9 protein-coding genes and 1 pseudogene are annotated in these 14,028 nt (G+C 70.4%); 4 read left to right on the top strand and 6 right to left on the bottom strand.

Annotation, left to right across the window (positions count from 1 at the left end; all coding sequences use genetic code 11):
• Positions 1 to 236 precede the first annotated feature (236 nt).
• Positions 237 to 968 (top strand): maleylpyruvate isomerase family mycothiol-dependent enzyme, encoded by a 732-nt coding sequence (locus ACIBCU_RS29025; RefSeq protein WP_362930791.1) that lies wholly within the window; start codon positions 237 to 239, stop codon positions 966 to 968.
• A gap of 197 nt (positions 969 to 1,165) precedes the next feature.
• Here the strand turns inward: ACIBCU_RS29025 and ACIBCU_RS29020 are convergent, their stop codons facing one another.
• The 3 genes and pseudogenes from ACIBCU_RS29020 to ACIBCU_RS29010 all read right to left on the bottom strand — a co-directional run.
• Positions 1,166 to 1,738, bottom strand: a complete 573-nt coding sequence (locus ACIBCU_RS29020) for a HutD family protein (RefSeq protein ID WP_399235040.1) — start codon at positions 1,736 to 1,738, stop codon at positions 1,166 to 1,168.
• A 298-nt stretch (positions 1,739 to 2,036) separates the two neighbouring features.
• Complete coding sequence (locus ACIBCU_RS29015; protein WP_362930787.1) at positions 2,037 to 2,555, bottom strand: cupin domain-containing protein; 519 nt, start codon at positions 2,553 to 2,555, stop codon at positions 2,037 to 2,039.
• Between the two features lie 530 nt (positions 2,556 to 3,085).
• Positions 3,086 to 3,450: pseudogene (locus ACIBCU_RS29010) on the bottom strand (aldo/keto reductase); the annotation flags it as partial.
• A 304-nt stretch (positions 3,451 to 3,754) separates the two neighbouring features.
• On the opposite strand from ACIBCU_RS29010, the gene ACIBCU_RS29005 reads away from it, so the two are divergent.
• The 3 genes from ACIBCU_RS29005 (at position 3,755) to ACIBCU_RS28995 (ending at position 5,535) form a co-directional block, all read left to right on the top strand.
• A complete protein-coding gene (locus ACIBCU_RS29005) occupies positions 3,755 to 3,994 on the top strand; it encodes a hypothetical protein (protein ID WP_399235037.1) in 240 nt (79 codons plus the stop codon).
• Between the two features lie 113 nt (positions 3,995 to 4,107).
• A complete protein-coding gene (locus ACIBCU_RS29000; RefSeq protein WP_362942002.1) occupies positions 4,108 to 5,022 on the top strand; it encodes an NADP-dependent oxidoreductase in 915 nt (304 codons plus the stop codon).
• A gap of 33 nt (positions 5,023 to 5,055) precedes the next feature.
• Positions 5,056 to 5,535 (top strand): MarR family winged helix-turn-helix transcriptional regulator, encoded by a 480-nt coding sequence (locus tag ACIBCU_RS28995; RefSeq protein ID WP_399235034.1) that lies wholly within the window; start codon positions 5,056 to 5,058, stop codon positions 5,533 to 5,535.
• An 866-nt stretch (positions 5,536 to 6,401) separates the two neighbouring features.
• Here the strand turns inward: ACIBCU_RS28995 and ACIBCU_RS28990 are convergent.
• From ACIBCU_RS28990 to ACIBCU_RS28980, 3 genes are all read right to left on the bottom strand, one after another.
• Positions 6,402 to 7,484, bottom strand: a complete 1,083-nt coding sequence (locus tag ACIBCU_RS28990; protein ID WP_399235414.1) for a LacI family DNA-binding transcriptional regulator — start codon at positions 7,482 to 7,484, stop codon at positions 6,402 to 6,404.
• 1,320 nt (positions 7,485 to 8,804) lie between these two features.
• On the bottom strand, positions 8,805 to 10,940 hold the full coding sequence (locus tag ACIBCU_RS28985; RefSeq protein WP_399235032.1) for a beta-galactosidase: 2,136 nt from the start codon (positions 10,938 to 10,940) through the stop codon (positions 8,805 to 8,807).
• 155 nt (positions 10,941 to 11,095) lie between these two features.
• Entirely contained in the window at positions 11,096 to 13,936 is a 2,841-nt protein-coding gene (locus ACIBCU_RS28980) for a glycoside hydrolase family 3 C-terminal domain-containing protein (protein WP_399235029.1), read from the bottom strand.
• Positions 13,937 to 14,028: the final 92 nt, after the last annotated feature.

Below are 14,028 nucleotides of genomic sequence, written 5' to 3'. Positions count from 1 at the left end.
CGACATTCTGTCGACGCCAGACAAGATCGAGTGGAGGGCGAAGGCGTGCACCGACCGTACGTCCTCGTACCCGCGCTCGGCGAGCTGACCGCAGCGCAGGACACCGCACGGGCCGCACGCGGCCGGTGCATGCATCGAGGCGCCGGTGAGCGGGCCGCCGAACACCGGTGGTCGGCGTGCAAGGCGACGCAGGCTGGGAACAGGTAAGGCGACAAGTCGACACCGATCGGAGACCCATGCCGCACGAAGAAGAAGACAGCCCTGCCGAGCTCCTGCCCCTGCTGCGCACCTGTGCCGACCGGTTGCTGTTGTCGGCGGCCACGCTGTCGGACGAGGACGTACGCGCTCCTTCCCTCCTGCCCGGCTGGACCCGCGCCCACGTCCTGACACACCTCGCCCGCAGTGCCGACTCACGCACCCGGCTGCTCACCTCCGCCCGTACGGGCACGGACCTGCCGCAGTACGCCAACGACGAACAGCGGGCGCGGGAGATCGAGGAGGGCGCCGGACGGCCCGCCGGCGCCCTCCTCGACGACATGGACGCCGCGCTGCGTCGCTTCCTCTCCGCAGCCGACGACCAACCTCAGGACGCCTGGGACGTGCCGGTGCGCTGGCTCGAGGCCGGTCTGCGGCCAGTGCGCGGTGTCGTCGGCAGCATGCTGCGCGAGGTGGAGGTGCACCACACCGACCTGGCCACCGGACACCGACCGGCCCACTGGCCCGCCTTCTTCACCGCCCGCGAACTGGAGACGACCACCGCGAAACTGCGCACCACCCCCGACGCCCCGCCCATGGTGCTGTGCGCCGACGAGGACCAGGTCCTTCGGGTGTTCGGCGACGGCCCGGGACCTCGCGTGAACGGCCCGGCGGCGGAGCTGCTGGGCTGGCTCACCGGGCGGACGGACGGGCACGCACTGACCGTCGAGCCGCAAGGTCCGCTGCCGGCCCTGCCGGCCTGGCGGAGCTGACCACCGAAACCGTTCGGCCCCGAACCGGACCCGTCCCGCTGCTCAGCTCGTCTCTGCACCTCTACCGTCGCAAGAGCCATCGAACCACGTGGCTCAGCTGGGAGTTCGCCACACCCATCGTCGTCCCACCGGTGCGGTGCCGGGAACCCGTTGCCGTCCTGAAGGCCACGGCCCTTCCGGTGCTGACGCCGGCTCAGTCAGCCGCCGGGGCGGGCCACGAAATCCACGATCGCCAGAACCCCCTCGACGCCGAAGCTGACGCAGTCCCCATCCGAAAGCAGGACCGCGTCGAGGCAGCCGAGGCGGACCGAAGCCCCCCGGAGCACCGCGGCCCCGTCCAGGACGATTGCCAGCACATGGGTCCCGGCAACGGGGCGCACGGCTGTGTCGGAGCGCACCACGCGAACCCGTGCCGCCATCTCGGCACGCCGAGCCATCACGTTGAAGGCGACGACCGGCCCGCCGAGCAGCCGGCACTCCGTGACCGCGTCACCGGACAACGCGAACGGCTCGTACGACGCGTCCATCACGTGCGAGGCTCCGTCGACGGTGAGGGCCACGCCCGGCCCGTCGGCGACGGTGATGATCCTGTCGACTCCCGGGAACGCGGAGAACGGCCCCCCGCGCGCCACGTCGGCGACGCTGACACGCCACACGAAGTCGTCCGTCGACGCGCCCGTCGGATGAACCGCGACCTCCGACGTCACGCCTCCGCCGTTGCTCCACGGCGCAGGCGCCCTGTCCTCGGCGCGCAGGATCTGCGGTGTCATGCGAATTCCCTTCCGGGTCGAACTGCCAGAAACGCGCCCGCTGGGCGCGTTTCCGACGGCCAGGGATGAGGCTCAGTTCGGGGTGCACGGAGGGAGCCAGCCGGACCTACGGGCCAGGATCCGCGGCGAGCGTGCGGCGCTCGCCTGTCCGAGGCCCGCGCGGTGGGCAATCCTCTCGCGCACCGCTGGGTCCGGATCGGTGGACAGGAGGGCAGGCCGGGGTGGCCGACGATCGCCGCCCGCTCTCCCTCGGCGACCGGAGCGGTGAGGACGGCGTCCACGACAGCTCAAGCTCAGCTCACGGCTCGCCGAGGAGCTTGAGCCCGTATTGCTTCTTGAGCTCGTCGGCCCAGTCGGGGACGAACCCGACATTGTAGCGGGCTCCCAACTCGGCGCGCTGCGCCTCGAACGCCTCCTGACTGTCCGCCGTCTCTGCCGCGTTCCCCAGCGACTGGAAGAATCGCTCGAACCCGGCAGGCCAGATGACCTCCAGCAGTCGTGCGGGCTCGCTGCCCGCATTCCAGAACGTGTGCGGCACTCCGCGTGGCTTGAACACGTAGGTCCCCGGCCCGGCGGTGGCGACCCGGTCGCCGACTCTCACCCCGAAGGTACCCTCGAGGACGTACGACAGTTCGTCCTCGTTCTCGTGCACATGGGGAGGCACCAGGCGCCCGGGCTCCATCGGGTGCTCCACGATGGAGAGACTGCCATGGGTGGCGTCGCCCCAGACTTTGAACTCGACGCCCAGGCCGCCGAGATCCGTCTTCTCCCCCTCCCCGGGGTTGATGACAAGGAGACCATTGGGATCGGTGATCATGGTTCCGGCTCCCTTCGCTCACTCACTCACCAGCTTGCGCTCGTGGAGAGGGGCACGCCAGGGCGATCGTGTCTGCCGCGCTTCCAGTCGTGCCGATCGTAACGCTCAGTAGGCAATCCGTCTGTAGAGGTGACGTACCCCCGGGGCGGACAGGCAAGCGACTGACGGATCTCCCCGCGGATCACCGTGGCGCTCACCCCGGCCGTTCGGCGATACCGCCACACCAGTTGCGCTACGTATCCTCGACAACCGCGCTGAGCTGCGACGTGCACCGGCGCTGCCCCCAGGAGAACCCGCTGTGTACCACCAGCGGAAGTCGGCTCCGCACCACACGGGTATCGGGCGCTGCACCGGCAGCGGCGCGAGGCCCGCACCCGTCACCTTGTCGAAGGCACCGTCGAATTGTCGAAGGCACCCTCGAACGTGACTGCCTGCTCCGCTCACAGCCTGGGGAGCGGTTCGATCTGCTGGTCATCCTCTTCCCGCGTACGGAAGTCCTGGCCCAGCGCCGCATCCGTTTCAGGGAGTCTCAGATCCAGGTGGGTGACGGTGGCGTCCTTGGCCGCCGCGAGCTCGGCGAGCCGGTCGACGGCTTCGACGTTCTTCTCGAAGTTGCCCGGCTGCCAGCGCGGGTCGACGTTGCGCATGTCGGTGGCTTCGTACTGGCCGGCGGGCTTGGTGGTGCCGGTGATGAACCCGCGGCCGAGGGGGGAGTAGGCGACGAAGCCGATGCCGAGTTCGTCCAGGACGGGGAGAGCTGCTCGACGTCCCGTTCGAACAGGGAGTACTCGGTCTGCAGGACGGAGACCGGCTGCACGGCGTGCGCCTTGCGGAGCTTCTCGGGTCCGGCCTCGCTGAGGCCGAAGTACTTCACCTTGCCCGCGTCCATCAGCTCCCAGTCTGCCGCTGAGGAAGGCGACGTCCACGCGGTGGACCTGCGTCCCGGCTACGGAGCCCGCGCCGTCCGCGACGGCCGTGGCGATCTGCGCGGTGTGGCCGTAGCCGGAATGCGACGCGATGACGATCGTCGTTCCCGCTCTGGCTGACCAAGGGTTCATGGCAGGCGCCCCCTCCCGCTGGAAGGGGCCGCCTGGGTGGACGCAGCCTGCAGTCTCTGCGTCACGTGGTGCTGCCCCTGATGGCGGCGCCGGGGGATGGCGGTCGTCGCGGTTTTCACCTTCATAGGAGCGTGGGGAAACTTGTTCATTGCCTTCGTGCTCCTCCAGTCACCGGAGAAGGAGCCTGCCGCCGTCGGCCTGTTCACCTTCTTCGGTCGGTACGGATCGGTCGTCTACTTCTTCGGTCGGTACGGATCGGTCGTCTACGCCAGGCTGGCCGCGTACTCGAACCTGTACTCGGTCCCGGCGGTGCTCCTGTACGTGCTGGTGTCACGGAAGCTCGGGAACGGCTTCGGGCTCGGCGGAGGCCTGGAGGGGTGACGCGGTGGGATCTTCTCGAACGATTACTTGGCTAGCCACCTAATCGGTGCTACTTTTATGTGGCTAGCCACAGAAGTGGTCGGTGGGGCGTCGTACTCGAGGAGACCAGAGTCATGAAGGCCATTGTTTTCGACAGGTTCGGCGGCACCGAGGTTCTGTACGAGGCGGAGATCGGCATTCCTCAGCCCGGCCCCGGTCAGGTCCGTGTGCGTGTACGGGCTGTCGGTGTCAATCCGGTGGACGGCAAGATCCGCTCCGGTGTCATGGAGGCCATCTTCCCGACCGTGCTGCCCGCCGTGCCGGGTGGGGAGATCGCGGGTGTGGTCGACGCCGTCGGTGAGGGCATCGATCACCTGAAGGTGGGGGACGAGGTTCTGGGCTGGTCCGACACCGGCTCCTACGCCCAGTACGCCCTGGCACCCGCGGCCGTTCTCGCGCGCAAGCCGGCGGGTCTGGACTGGGCGGACGCCGCCGCCCTGCCCGTGGCGAGCGACGGTGCCGAACGCGTGCTGGACCTGCTCGATGTCACCTCGGGTGAGACGCTGCTGATCCACGGAGCGTCGGGCGCGCTCGGTACCATCGCCGTCCAGCTTGCCGTCGCACGCGGCGCCCGCGTCATCGGCACTGCCGGACCGGCAAACCAGGAGTACGTCACCTCGCTCGGCGCGACGGCGCTGGTCTACGGGGACAACCTGGTCCAGCGGGTCCGTGAGCTCGCCCCGGAAGGGGTGGACGCTGTCTTCGACGCGGCGGGCAAAGGCGCACTGGAGGACTCCATCGTCCTGCGTGGCGGCACCGGCCGGATCGTCACCACTGCCGACTTCCGCGCCCGCGAGCTCGGCGTGGTCTTCGCCGAGGGTCCGCAGCGCCGCTCCGCCGCGCGGCTGGCCGAACTCGCCCAGCAGGCCGCCGACGGCACCCTGGTGACCACGCTCAGCGCCACCTACCCGCTGGCACAAGCCGCCCTTGCGCAGCAGGCCAGCGACGCCGGCCACAACCGCGGCAAAATCGTCCTCACCGTCAACTGACCGATCACCCACTCTTGTGACCAGGGAGCAGCAATGTCCGACACCACCTCAGCGGAGCTGCCGAACACGGCGCGCGACGGGCGGTTGAGCTACGCCATCTTTCAGCTCGCCCGCGCTCACCGCGGCCACGCCGCCGCGATGCTGCGCGCCTTGAACCTGCACCCGGGACAGGAACTGCTGCTGATGCAGCTCTACGACCGCGACGGCCAGACACAGGCAGAACTCCTGGAGCGTGCGGGCCTCGACCACTCCACCGTCTCCAAGTCGCTGCGCCGCATGCAGGAGGCCGGACTGCTGGCCCGGGAGCCCGCTCCTCACGACCGACGGGTCATGGTGGTCACCCTCACCGATGCCGGCCGCGCCCTGCAGGAGCCCATCGCCGGCATGTGGCGCGCCCTGGAGGAGATCTCCGTACGCGATCTGACCCCTGACCAGGTCGAGATGTTCACCACGTGTGCGCGCACCGTCGAGAAGTCGGTCAGGGACCACGGCCGGCAGGCACCCGTCGGGTGAGCAGGCTCAACCGGTCGGCCCGTTCGCCGGGCCGACCGTCCCTGCCCCGCGCAGGGGTTCGTGATCCGGTTGGCGATCCGGCGTTTCGTCAGCCTGATGAGCGGGCCCCCACCGGAAATCGGCGTGAAGCCGGTCGGCCTGCCGGGTATCCGGTGGGCGATGGTGTCCGCGCGGTGTGCGTGACTGCCGTGAACGGGATCGCTCACGGCCGGGTCGTGTTTGTCATAGCCGAGGTGGTCGGTGATCTCGCCCTCGAGAGCGGACTCGCAGGAGCCGCTTGGTCAGCTGCTGGAGCAGCCCGCCCTCGCCGGTCAACTGCAGACCCTCGGCCTGAGCCCGGCCCACCATCTCGTCAATCAGCCGATCGTCCACAGACGGCTCGGCAGACTTGGCCTCAGCCACGTTGTCGCTGGTCATCGACGCATCTTCCATGATGAGGAGTTGCACCAGCAGGTACTCAGCCAGCCCCGCGCGTACGCGTCGATCGTCCGGGGTGCCCGCCCAAGAGCCGCCCATATTCGCAGCGCTCGACTGCCCTCTCGTGCCGGCCAAGGACCGGCCTCTTCTCCTCCAACACCACCGCGTTGCCTTGGTGATCTTGCCGTCGACCATGTCTCCCAGCAGGTTGCACAGCTGTCAGGGCGCAGGTTGTTGCACAGGTGATGAGGACGGCGTTTGCGCGGCCGCTCCAGATCTGTTTCTCGTAGGAGCACAGGGCCGCAAACGCTGCGCGGAAGAGGTCGAACCGTAGACCTGCACCGGGTGGAGCAACCAGCAGTGGAGTCTCAGCTGACCCGCTGACCCGCTGACCCGCTGACCCGCTGACCGGTGGTGCCGACGGGTGAAACGCACCCGTCGGCACCGGGCTACTTCGACCCCGCCTTACCCTTCCGGGGTATGCCGTGCTTCGGTGGAGCCGTGCTCCCGCGGACCGTGAGCGTGGTGGCGATCTCGACCCCGGCCTGCGAGACCTCCTCGCCCCGGCCCAGCGTGAGCGCCAGCTCCGTAGCTGCGACGGCCATCTCGGTCAGCGGCTGATGCACGGTGGTCAGCGGCGGCTCGACCCAGGCGACGATCGGCAGGTCGTCGAAGCCGACCACGCTCAGGTCGTCGGGAACGGAGAGACCGAGTTCCCTGGCGGCCTGGTAGACGCCCAGCGCCTGCATGTCGTTGGTGGTGCAGATCGCGGTGGGCCGGTCGCTGCGGGCCAGGAGCTCCAGCGCTGCGGCGTGCCCGTGCTCACGGACCAGAGAGGCCTGGACCAGCAGCGTCGGGTCTGCGGTCACGCCGGCATCCGCCAACGCGGAGAGGTAGCCAGCCTTGCGGGTCAGGCAAACGGGGTGGTCCGGACCGGTGATCATGGCGATGCGGCGGTGCCCCAGTTCCAGCAGATGCCGGGTCGCAGTGTGGCCGCCTCGAAAGTTGGTGGTGCCGACGAAGGGAACGTCGTCGGGGAGTTCGTCCACCGGGTCGAAGACGATCAGGGGAATCCCCTTGGCGTGCAGCTGCGCGCGTTCGGCCGACGTCAGTTGGGCGACCGACACCACGCAGTTGGGGCGACGGTTGATGGTGTCGTCCACGGTCGTGGCCTGACCGTCGCGGGAGGCGAGCTCGGTGACCGTCAGACCGAAGCGGTGCTTGCGGGCCACCCGTTCCACGCCTCGGATGACCTCGGTCGCCCACATGCTCTCCAGCTCGCGGAACAGCAGCTCCACCGTATTGCTGCGATTGGCGATCGGCTTGCGGTAGCCGTGGAGAGTGATGAGCGCTTCGACCCGGGCGCGGGTCTGGTCGGATACCCCCGTGCGCCGGTTGAGCACCTTCGACACGGTGGGGATGGAGACGCCTGCGGCTTCCGCGATGTAGGCGATCGTGACCGAGCCGGACCCTTCTCCTTGCGAGCGCTGTCCGTCAGCCGCCGGTTCGCCCGCTCGGTAGTCCGTCGTCACGTTCACCCTTCCAGATTCCCTTGCGCCACCGGGCTGCCCCGGGGCCCGTCAGTCACGATGTCCGGGCGGCCTCGTCGGGCGGGACCCGACCCGGGATTGCAGGTCACGGCCGACGTGAGTGGTGTCCGAAGCGTTGACCGCCGCTTGACGCGAGACATCTTTCCAGGGAAATGAAAAGGAGGCAATATGGAAACTTTCTCTCGGGCGTCGCTTGTGTGGGAAAGCGCGAGGTACGGCTGAGTATCCCGCTGGCCCCTGCCGTGAGGCAGCCGGGCCAAGGGCGGCGTGGTTTCGTAGGTGTGCGTGCGCATGCTATGGACCCGGCCAAGCCGTCCGCGCCGGGTTCGCGCGGCCCGGTGCGGTCCCGCCCGCTCAGCAGGGACCGGGCAGGGCGATCCCGGCTGACGTCGCGACGTTGTCCGCTGCGCTCGGGCCGGCGTGCGCGGCGATGCGCAGCGACTGGACCAGGCACGGTAGAACTGGTCCGTTGCGAGGAGTTCCTCGTGGCAGCCTTGGGCGCGAATGCGGCCGGCTCCCATGACGACGATGGTGTCCGCGTCGAGCACGGTCGACAGGCGGTGGGCGATCGTGACTACAACGCAGGTGTTCGCGCGTGAGCGGATACACGCGCGGACGGCTGCCTCGGTCAGCCCTTCCAACTGGGCGGTGGCCTCGTCGAGGAGCAGCACGCGCTCCCGATCACGAGCAGCACCAGGAGCGTGGTTACCGGGGCCCTCAGGGAGGAGGACGCGCCGAGCGCGTCGAACACCTGGCGACCATGGGCGTGGCAAGCCCGAGAGCGGACGCGATCAGTCCCAGGCACAGGCCGGGACCAGGATGCGCCAAGGGGAGTGGGCGGACGACCACCGGAGGCGCAGTCGCGGCAGGGAGGGTTACGGCGCGGATCCCGCGCCGTAACGGTCGTATCGCTAGACGTCCGACAGCCGGACATCGAGCGGTACGACGCCTGGCCGCTCACGCCGGACCGTGTCCTCGGTGTCGCCGGCCCACCGCCGTCGCGAGGACGTGGAAGCCGTCTGGCGGCGCTGAGGATCAGCTCGAAGCTGGACCGAACGCACGCCTCGTCGTCCACCACTCCCCGGAGCACCTGCGCCTGCGTACCCTCGCCACACGGCCCAATACCCGTGCGGCCTGCGCGTACCCACCCATCAGACGACTGCGGTCGACGGGCACCATCCGCGCGTCGGCGGAGCTTGCCCCGCGCGCCGGGGCGGTGGCACCGCCCCGGCGGACCCATGGTCCAGCTGCGGACCTGCACCGGTGCCGTCGACCAGCAGTGGACGTTGGGATGACGGTCTGTCACTCAGCGGCGAAGACCCGTACATCCCACGGCCCCAATTCGACGGGAGCCCCGGTGGGGAGGGCAGCCTTCGCTGCCGGGTCGGAACCGCCGGCGAGGAGGTCCACCAGTCCGCAGGGGCCGGAGGCGACGGCCGGCTCCCAGCTCCAGTTGTGCACGACATGGATGCGGCGTCCGTCCGGAGCAGTGCCGGTCAGGGCGGTGACCGAGGCGGGCAGCCGCTGCCAGCCGCCGCGCGGCTCCGGGGCCAGCCACTGGGCCAGGGCGCGGGCGGTGTCCGGGTCGGGGACGGTGCCGACGTAGGTCACCTGGCCCCGGCCGTGGGCGCGGCTGGTCATCGCGGGCCAGCGGCCGTAGTGCGGGTGCCGGTACTCGGCCAGCACCTCGGCGTCGGACGGCATCAGCGCGTCTGCCCAGCGGGTGGCCCGGGCCTCGGCCGGCAGAGTCAGAGGGCTGCCGGCAGGGGTGTGCAAGGGGAGTTCGCCGGAGAGGTTGCTGAACTCCTCGTAGCTGACCCCGGCCGCGTCGGCGAGCCTGGCCGGGGCGGGTTCGGGCCTGGCCCGGGCCTCCTCGTCGGCGTAGCCGGTGCGGGGGCCGAGCACCAGGTGGCCGCCCGCCTCAGCGTAGCCGTGGAGCCAGTCCAGGATGTCGTCCTCGGCGAGGTAGAGTCCGGCGGCGATCAGCACCGGGTGGCGCTGGGCAGCCAGTTCGGGGCTCAGGCCCGCCGACGGGTCCGCCGGGTCGTGCAGTTGGCGGGCGTGCAGGATCCGCACCTGCCGCCCGGACTCGACCGCGCCCCGGTAGAAGGGGTCGAACAGTCCGTGGTAAGAGCCGCCGTCGGGAGCGCCGTGGGCGTCGGACAGCGGCGGGTGCTTCTGCATCAGCCACTTGCTGGGCAACGAGTACACCATGGCGATGTCGCAGTCGGGCTCCAGCCCGGCGACAGCCGCCCCGGCCGCCGCGAACTCCGCCCCCAGACGCGCGATCTCGGCGTAGGCCCGTCCTGGACGGCCGCTGTGCGGCAGCACGCCGCCCCAGTAGGTCTCGGCGCCGAAGTGCAGGGTGTGCCAGTGCCAGTACTCCACCATCCGCGCGCCCCGCGCCACCATCGCCCAGGCCGCCTGGCGCCACTGGCCGTCGAAGGGCGGGACGGTGTCGGAGGTGCCGCCGACGCTCTGTGCGTTGGTCTCGGTGACCAGGAAGGGTTCCTGGCGCGTGGCCCAGGCCCGGTCCGCGCCCTGGAGCAGCCCCCAGACCCCGCCGGCCAGCCAGGAGTGCGAGGGCCGGTCCGGGTCGGCGGGCAGGGCGAGCGCGTCCTGCATCTCGTAGTAGGGGTTGGCCGCGATCACGTCCAGGCTCTGCGCCACCTGCTGGTCGTCCAGGGCCGCGTGGTTGTAGTGAAGGCAGGTGGTGACGAACTGGTCAGGGTGGGCGTACTCCCGGGCGATGTCGGCCTGCCAGGCGATGAACTCGCTGGTCTGCCGCGCCTGGAAGGCACGCCAGGCCACGTCGTACTGGGGCTGGGCGTTGCCGTCGGGCGTCCACAGGTCGGCCCAGTCGGTAAGGCGGTGCGACCAGTAGACCAGGCCCCATGCGCGGTTGAGCGTCTCCACGTCGCCGTAGCGGGAGCGCAGGTCGTCGACGAAGCGCTGGAAGACGCCGGTGTTGTGCGGCAGTCGGCATCCTGGCTCGTTGTCGAGCTGGTAGCCGATCACCGCCGGGTGAGCGGCGTAGCGGGCCAGGATGCGTCGGATCACCCGCTCGGCGTGGAAGCGGAAGGCGGGGTGGGTGAAGTCCATCTCCTGGCGACCGCCCCAGTTGGCACGGCGGCCGGTGGCTTCCTCGGCGGCGATCTCCGGGTACTGCCGGGCGAGCCACGGCGGAACGGCGTAGGTGGGGGTGCCCAGCACCACGGAGATGCCGCGGGTCCGGGCGGCGTCCAGGGTCGGCTGCAGCCAGTCCAGGTCGAAGCGTCCGTTCTCGGGTTCCCAGGTGGACCACACCGACTCGCCCACACGGATGACGTTGAAGCCTGCCTCCGCCATCAGGTCGAGATCGGCCTCGACCCGGTCCATGCGGTGGTACTCGGGGTAGTACGCGGCGCCGAACAGGACGCGGGACGGTAGTGCGGGCATCGGATGGCCTCCGTGGACGCGGTGAGCGGGGGGATTGTTTGAAGGGGAAGGCAACTCCGGTGCGGGGCCAGGGGAGTGGCTCCGCACCGGAGAGGTCAGGGCGCTGGAGGCGGCAGCCCTGCCTGGCCTCACCAGGAGCGGGTCCGCCACCGGCCTCAGGGGGCGAAGGACAGCGTGGTCAGGCGCTGCTCGCCGGTGAGTACGACGCGCAGGTCGTGCACCCCCTCGGCCCGCTCGGCGAGGGGGAGCGTCACGGTCGTCCAGGCGTACCGTTCCCCCGTCGAGGGCACGGTGAAGGCCATCAGCAGTCTCTCGCCTGACCAGAGTTCGAGCATCGCGGTGCCGGCGGCGGTGCGGGACACCTCGGCGGTGACCGTGTGCGTGTTGCTCAGGTCGACGTTGTGGAACAGCAGCTCGCCGCGGCTGCCGTCGGGGCTGACGGCGTCGCCGTCGGTGCGGTCGGCGTCGGTCAGGACGATGTCCTGGTAGTCGTCGAAATCGACGGCGCGCAGCGAAAGCCCGAGCACCCCGCGCGGCCTGGGGGCCGGGCCGGTGACGGTCAGTCGGGCGCCGGCGACCGGGTTGGCGGCGGACCGGGCGACGAGCAGGTCGTAGCGTCCCGGGTCCACGGTGAACGCGCCGGTGGCCACGTCCCAGTGGCTGAGCGCTTCCGCGGCGGGGAGCCGGAACTCCAGCTCCACTGTCCCGCCGGCGGCCAGCCGCACCTTCCGGAAGGCGATCAGCTTCAGCCGCGGCGCCGCATAGCGGGCGCCGAGGGCCCTGGCGTAGAGCTGGACGGTCTCCACGCCGGCCCGTGTGCCGCTGTTGGTCAGGGTGACGGTCGCGGTGATCTCCCCGTCCTGGGCCAGTTCGCTCGTACGGGCCCTGAGTTCCCCGTACGCGAAGGAGGTGTAGGAGAGCCCGTGGCCGAAGGGGTAGAGCGGTGCGGCATCGTGGTACTGGTAGGTCCAGCCGGCCTTGATGATGTCGTAGTCGAGGCGCCCGGGCAGTTCGTCGTCGCCGCGGTACCAGGTCTGCGGCAGTCGCCCGGAGGCGTCGGCCTCGCCGCGGAGCACCCGGGCCAGCGCGCGGCCGGTCTCCTGGCCGCCGTGCGACGTCCACAGGACCGCGGGCAGATGGGCGTCGGCCCAGTCCACGGCGTAGGGGTAGCTGGACATCACGATCAGGACGGTGTCCGGCCGTACCGCGGAGACGGCGCGCAGCAGTCGCTCCTGGGCCGGCGGCAGCCGCAGTGAGGCCCGGTCCTCGGTCTCGCGGCCGTTGATGTGCGGGTCGTTGCCGAGGACGACCACCGCGACGTCTGCGGCCCGGGCCGCCGCGACCGCGGCGGCAGTACCGTCGACGACGACGCTGCGGGTGAACCGCAGTGCCTGGTCGGCGCTGTCCGCGGTCATGGTGATGACGCCGGTTGCGGCGTCGGCCTGCGCCCAGCGGCCGGTGAGCACGCTGCGCAGCAGTTCGGTTCCGCCCTCGGCGCGGTCCAAGGCGAAAGTTTCGTGGACGAACCACTCGCCCGGCTGGTCGCGGTCGGCGGCCACGCCCTGGTCCGCACCGCGCAGTGAGGCGTGGCGGCCAGTGGCGGCCGAGCGCAGGGTGAGCACGTCCTGGTCCCAGTCGAAGAGGTCGAACTGGGCGGTGGAGTCATGGAGTTGGGCATTTGTCAGGGTGAGCAGGCCGTCCGTGCCCACCGCGGTCAGGGTGCGCCCGTCCTGGGCGTGCAGGGCGATCCGGTCCACGCCCTCGACGCCCTCGACGCCGAGTCCGTCGGCGACGGTGATCCGGTAGGGGTGGTTGCCGCTGTACCAGTCCTCGTAGAGGGTGCTGGCCAGTGGCCCGACGACGGCCACGCGGCGTTCGGCGGCCAGTGGTAGCAGCCCTTCGTTCTTGAGCAGGACGACCGACTCGGTGGCGGCGCGCAGGGAGAGGTCCTGGTGTGCGGGCGAGTTGACGGCCTCCCAGGCGATGTCGGCGTAGGGGTCGCGTTCGGGGTCGAACTCGCCCAGTCGGAAGCGGATCGACAGTTGCCGGTGGACCGCGCGGTCCACGTCGTCCATGGTGAGCAGGCCCCGTTCGAGGGCGGTGCTGATGCGCTGGAACGTGGTCAGGGTGTCCGCGTCGTTGTCGGTGAAGGAGTCGATGCCGGCCCTGAGGGCCGCGGCGTGGGATTCGGCGTGGTCGTCGAAGTAGTGCTCGGGATCGACGAGATTGGAGGGCGCCTGGGCATCGGAGACCACGAAGAGGTCATGTCCCGAGGGCTCGGCCCAGCGGCGCAGCTGCTGCTCGATCAGCGGGCTGACGTGGCAGGGGCGGCCGTTGACCAGGTTGTACGCGGACATCACGCCGGTGGCGGCGCCGGTGGCGATGGCGAGCCGGAAGGCTGCCAGGTCGTACTCGTGCAGCACCCGGGGGCGCACGCCGGAGGAGGTGGTGCAGCGGTCGTCCTCGTTGTTGTAGGCGAGGAAGTGCTTGAGTACCGGCGCGGTGCGCAGGTACTCGGGGTGGTCGCCGGACATCCCGCGGCAGAACGCGTTGCCGAGTCGGGCGGAGAGCAGGGCGTCCTCGGAGTAGCCCTCCTCGTTGCGGCCCCAGCGCGGGTCGCGCAGCAGGTTCACCACCGGGGCCCAGCCCTGCAGACTGTTGCGGCCGGTGCCGACGGCCGGGGGCCGGTGATGGTGGAAGGCCCGCTGTTCGACCGAGACCGCCTCGGCGACCTCGTGGATCAGCGTTCCGTCCCAGGTCGCGCCCAGACCGACGGCCTGCGGGAAGGTGGTGGCCCGGCCCAGCCAGGCGACGCCGTGCAGGGTCTCGGTGCCGGTGCGGAACTCCTCGACGGCCAGTCGGGGGATCGCCGGCGAGTACTGGTGCAGCATCGCGATCCGCTCCTCGCGCGTGAGCCGGGAGAGCAGGTCCTCGACGCGTTCGCCCAGGGGGAGCCCGGCATCGCGGTAGGGCAGCGTGGCGGCAGCGGTGCTCACAGGTAGTAGTCCCTTACAGGTCTTGGCAGGCGGGGAATCAGCGGTGACGCGCTTCGAAGCTGACATGGGGACAGGACACTGTCAAGCGAAAC

It is taken from the genome of Streptomyces sp. NPDC051064, assembly GCF_044455985.1.
In the GTDB taxonomy this organism is placed as follows: domain Bacteria; phylum Actinomycetota; class Actinomycetes; order Streptomycetales; family Streptomycetaceae; genus Streptomyces.
The sequence above is the reverse complement of the archived record's forward strand: the minus strand, read 5'-3'. Positions and strand labels throughout refer to the sequence as shown.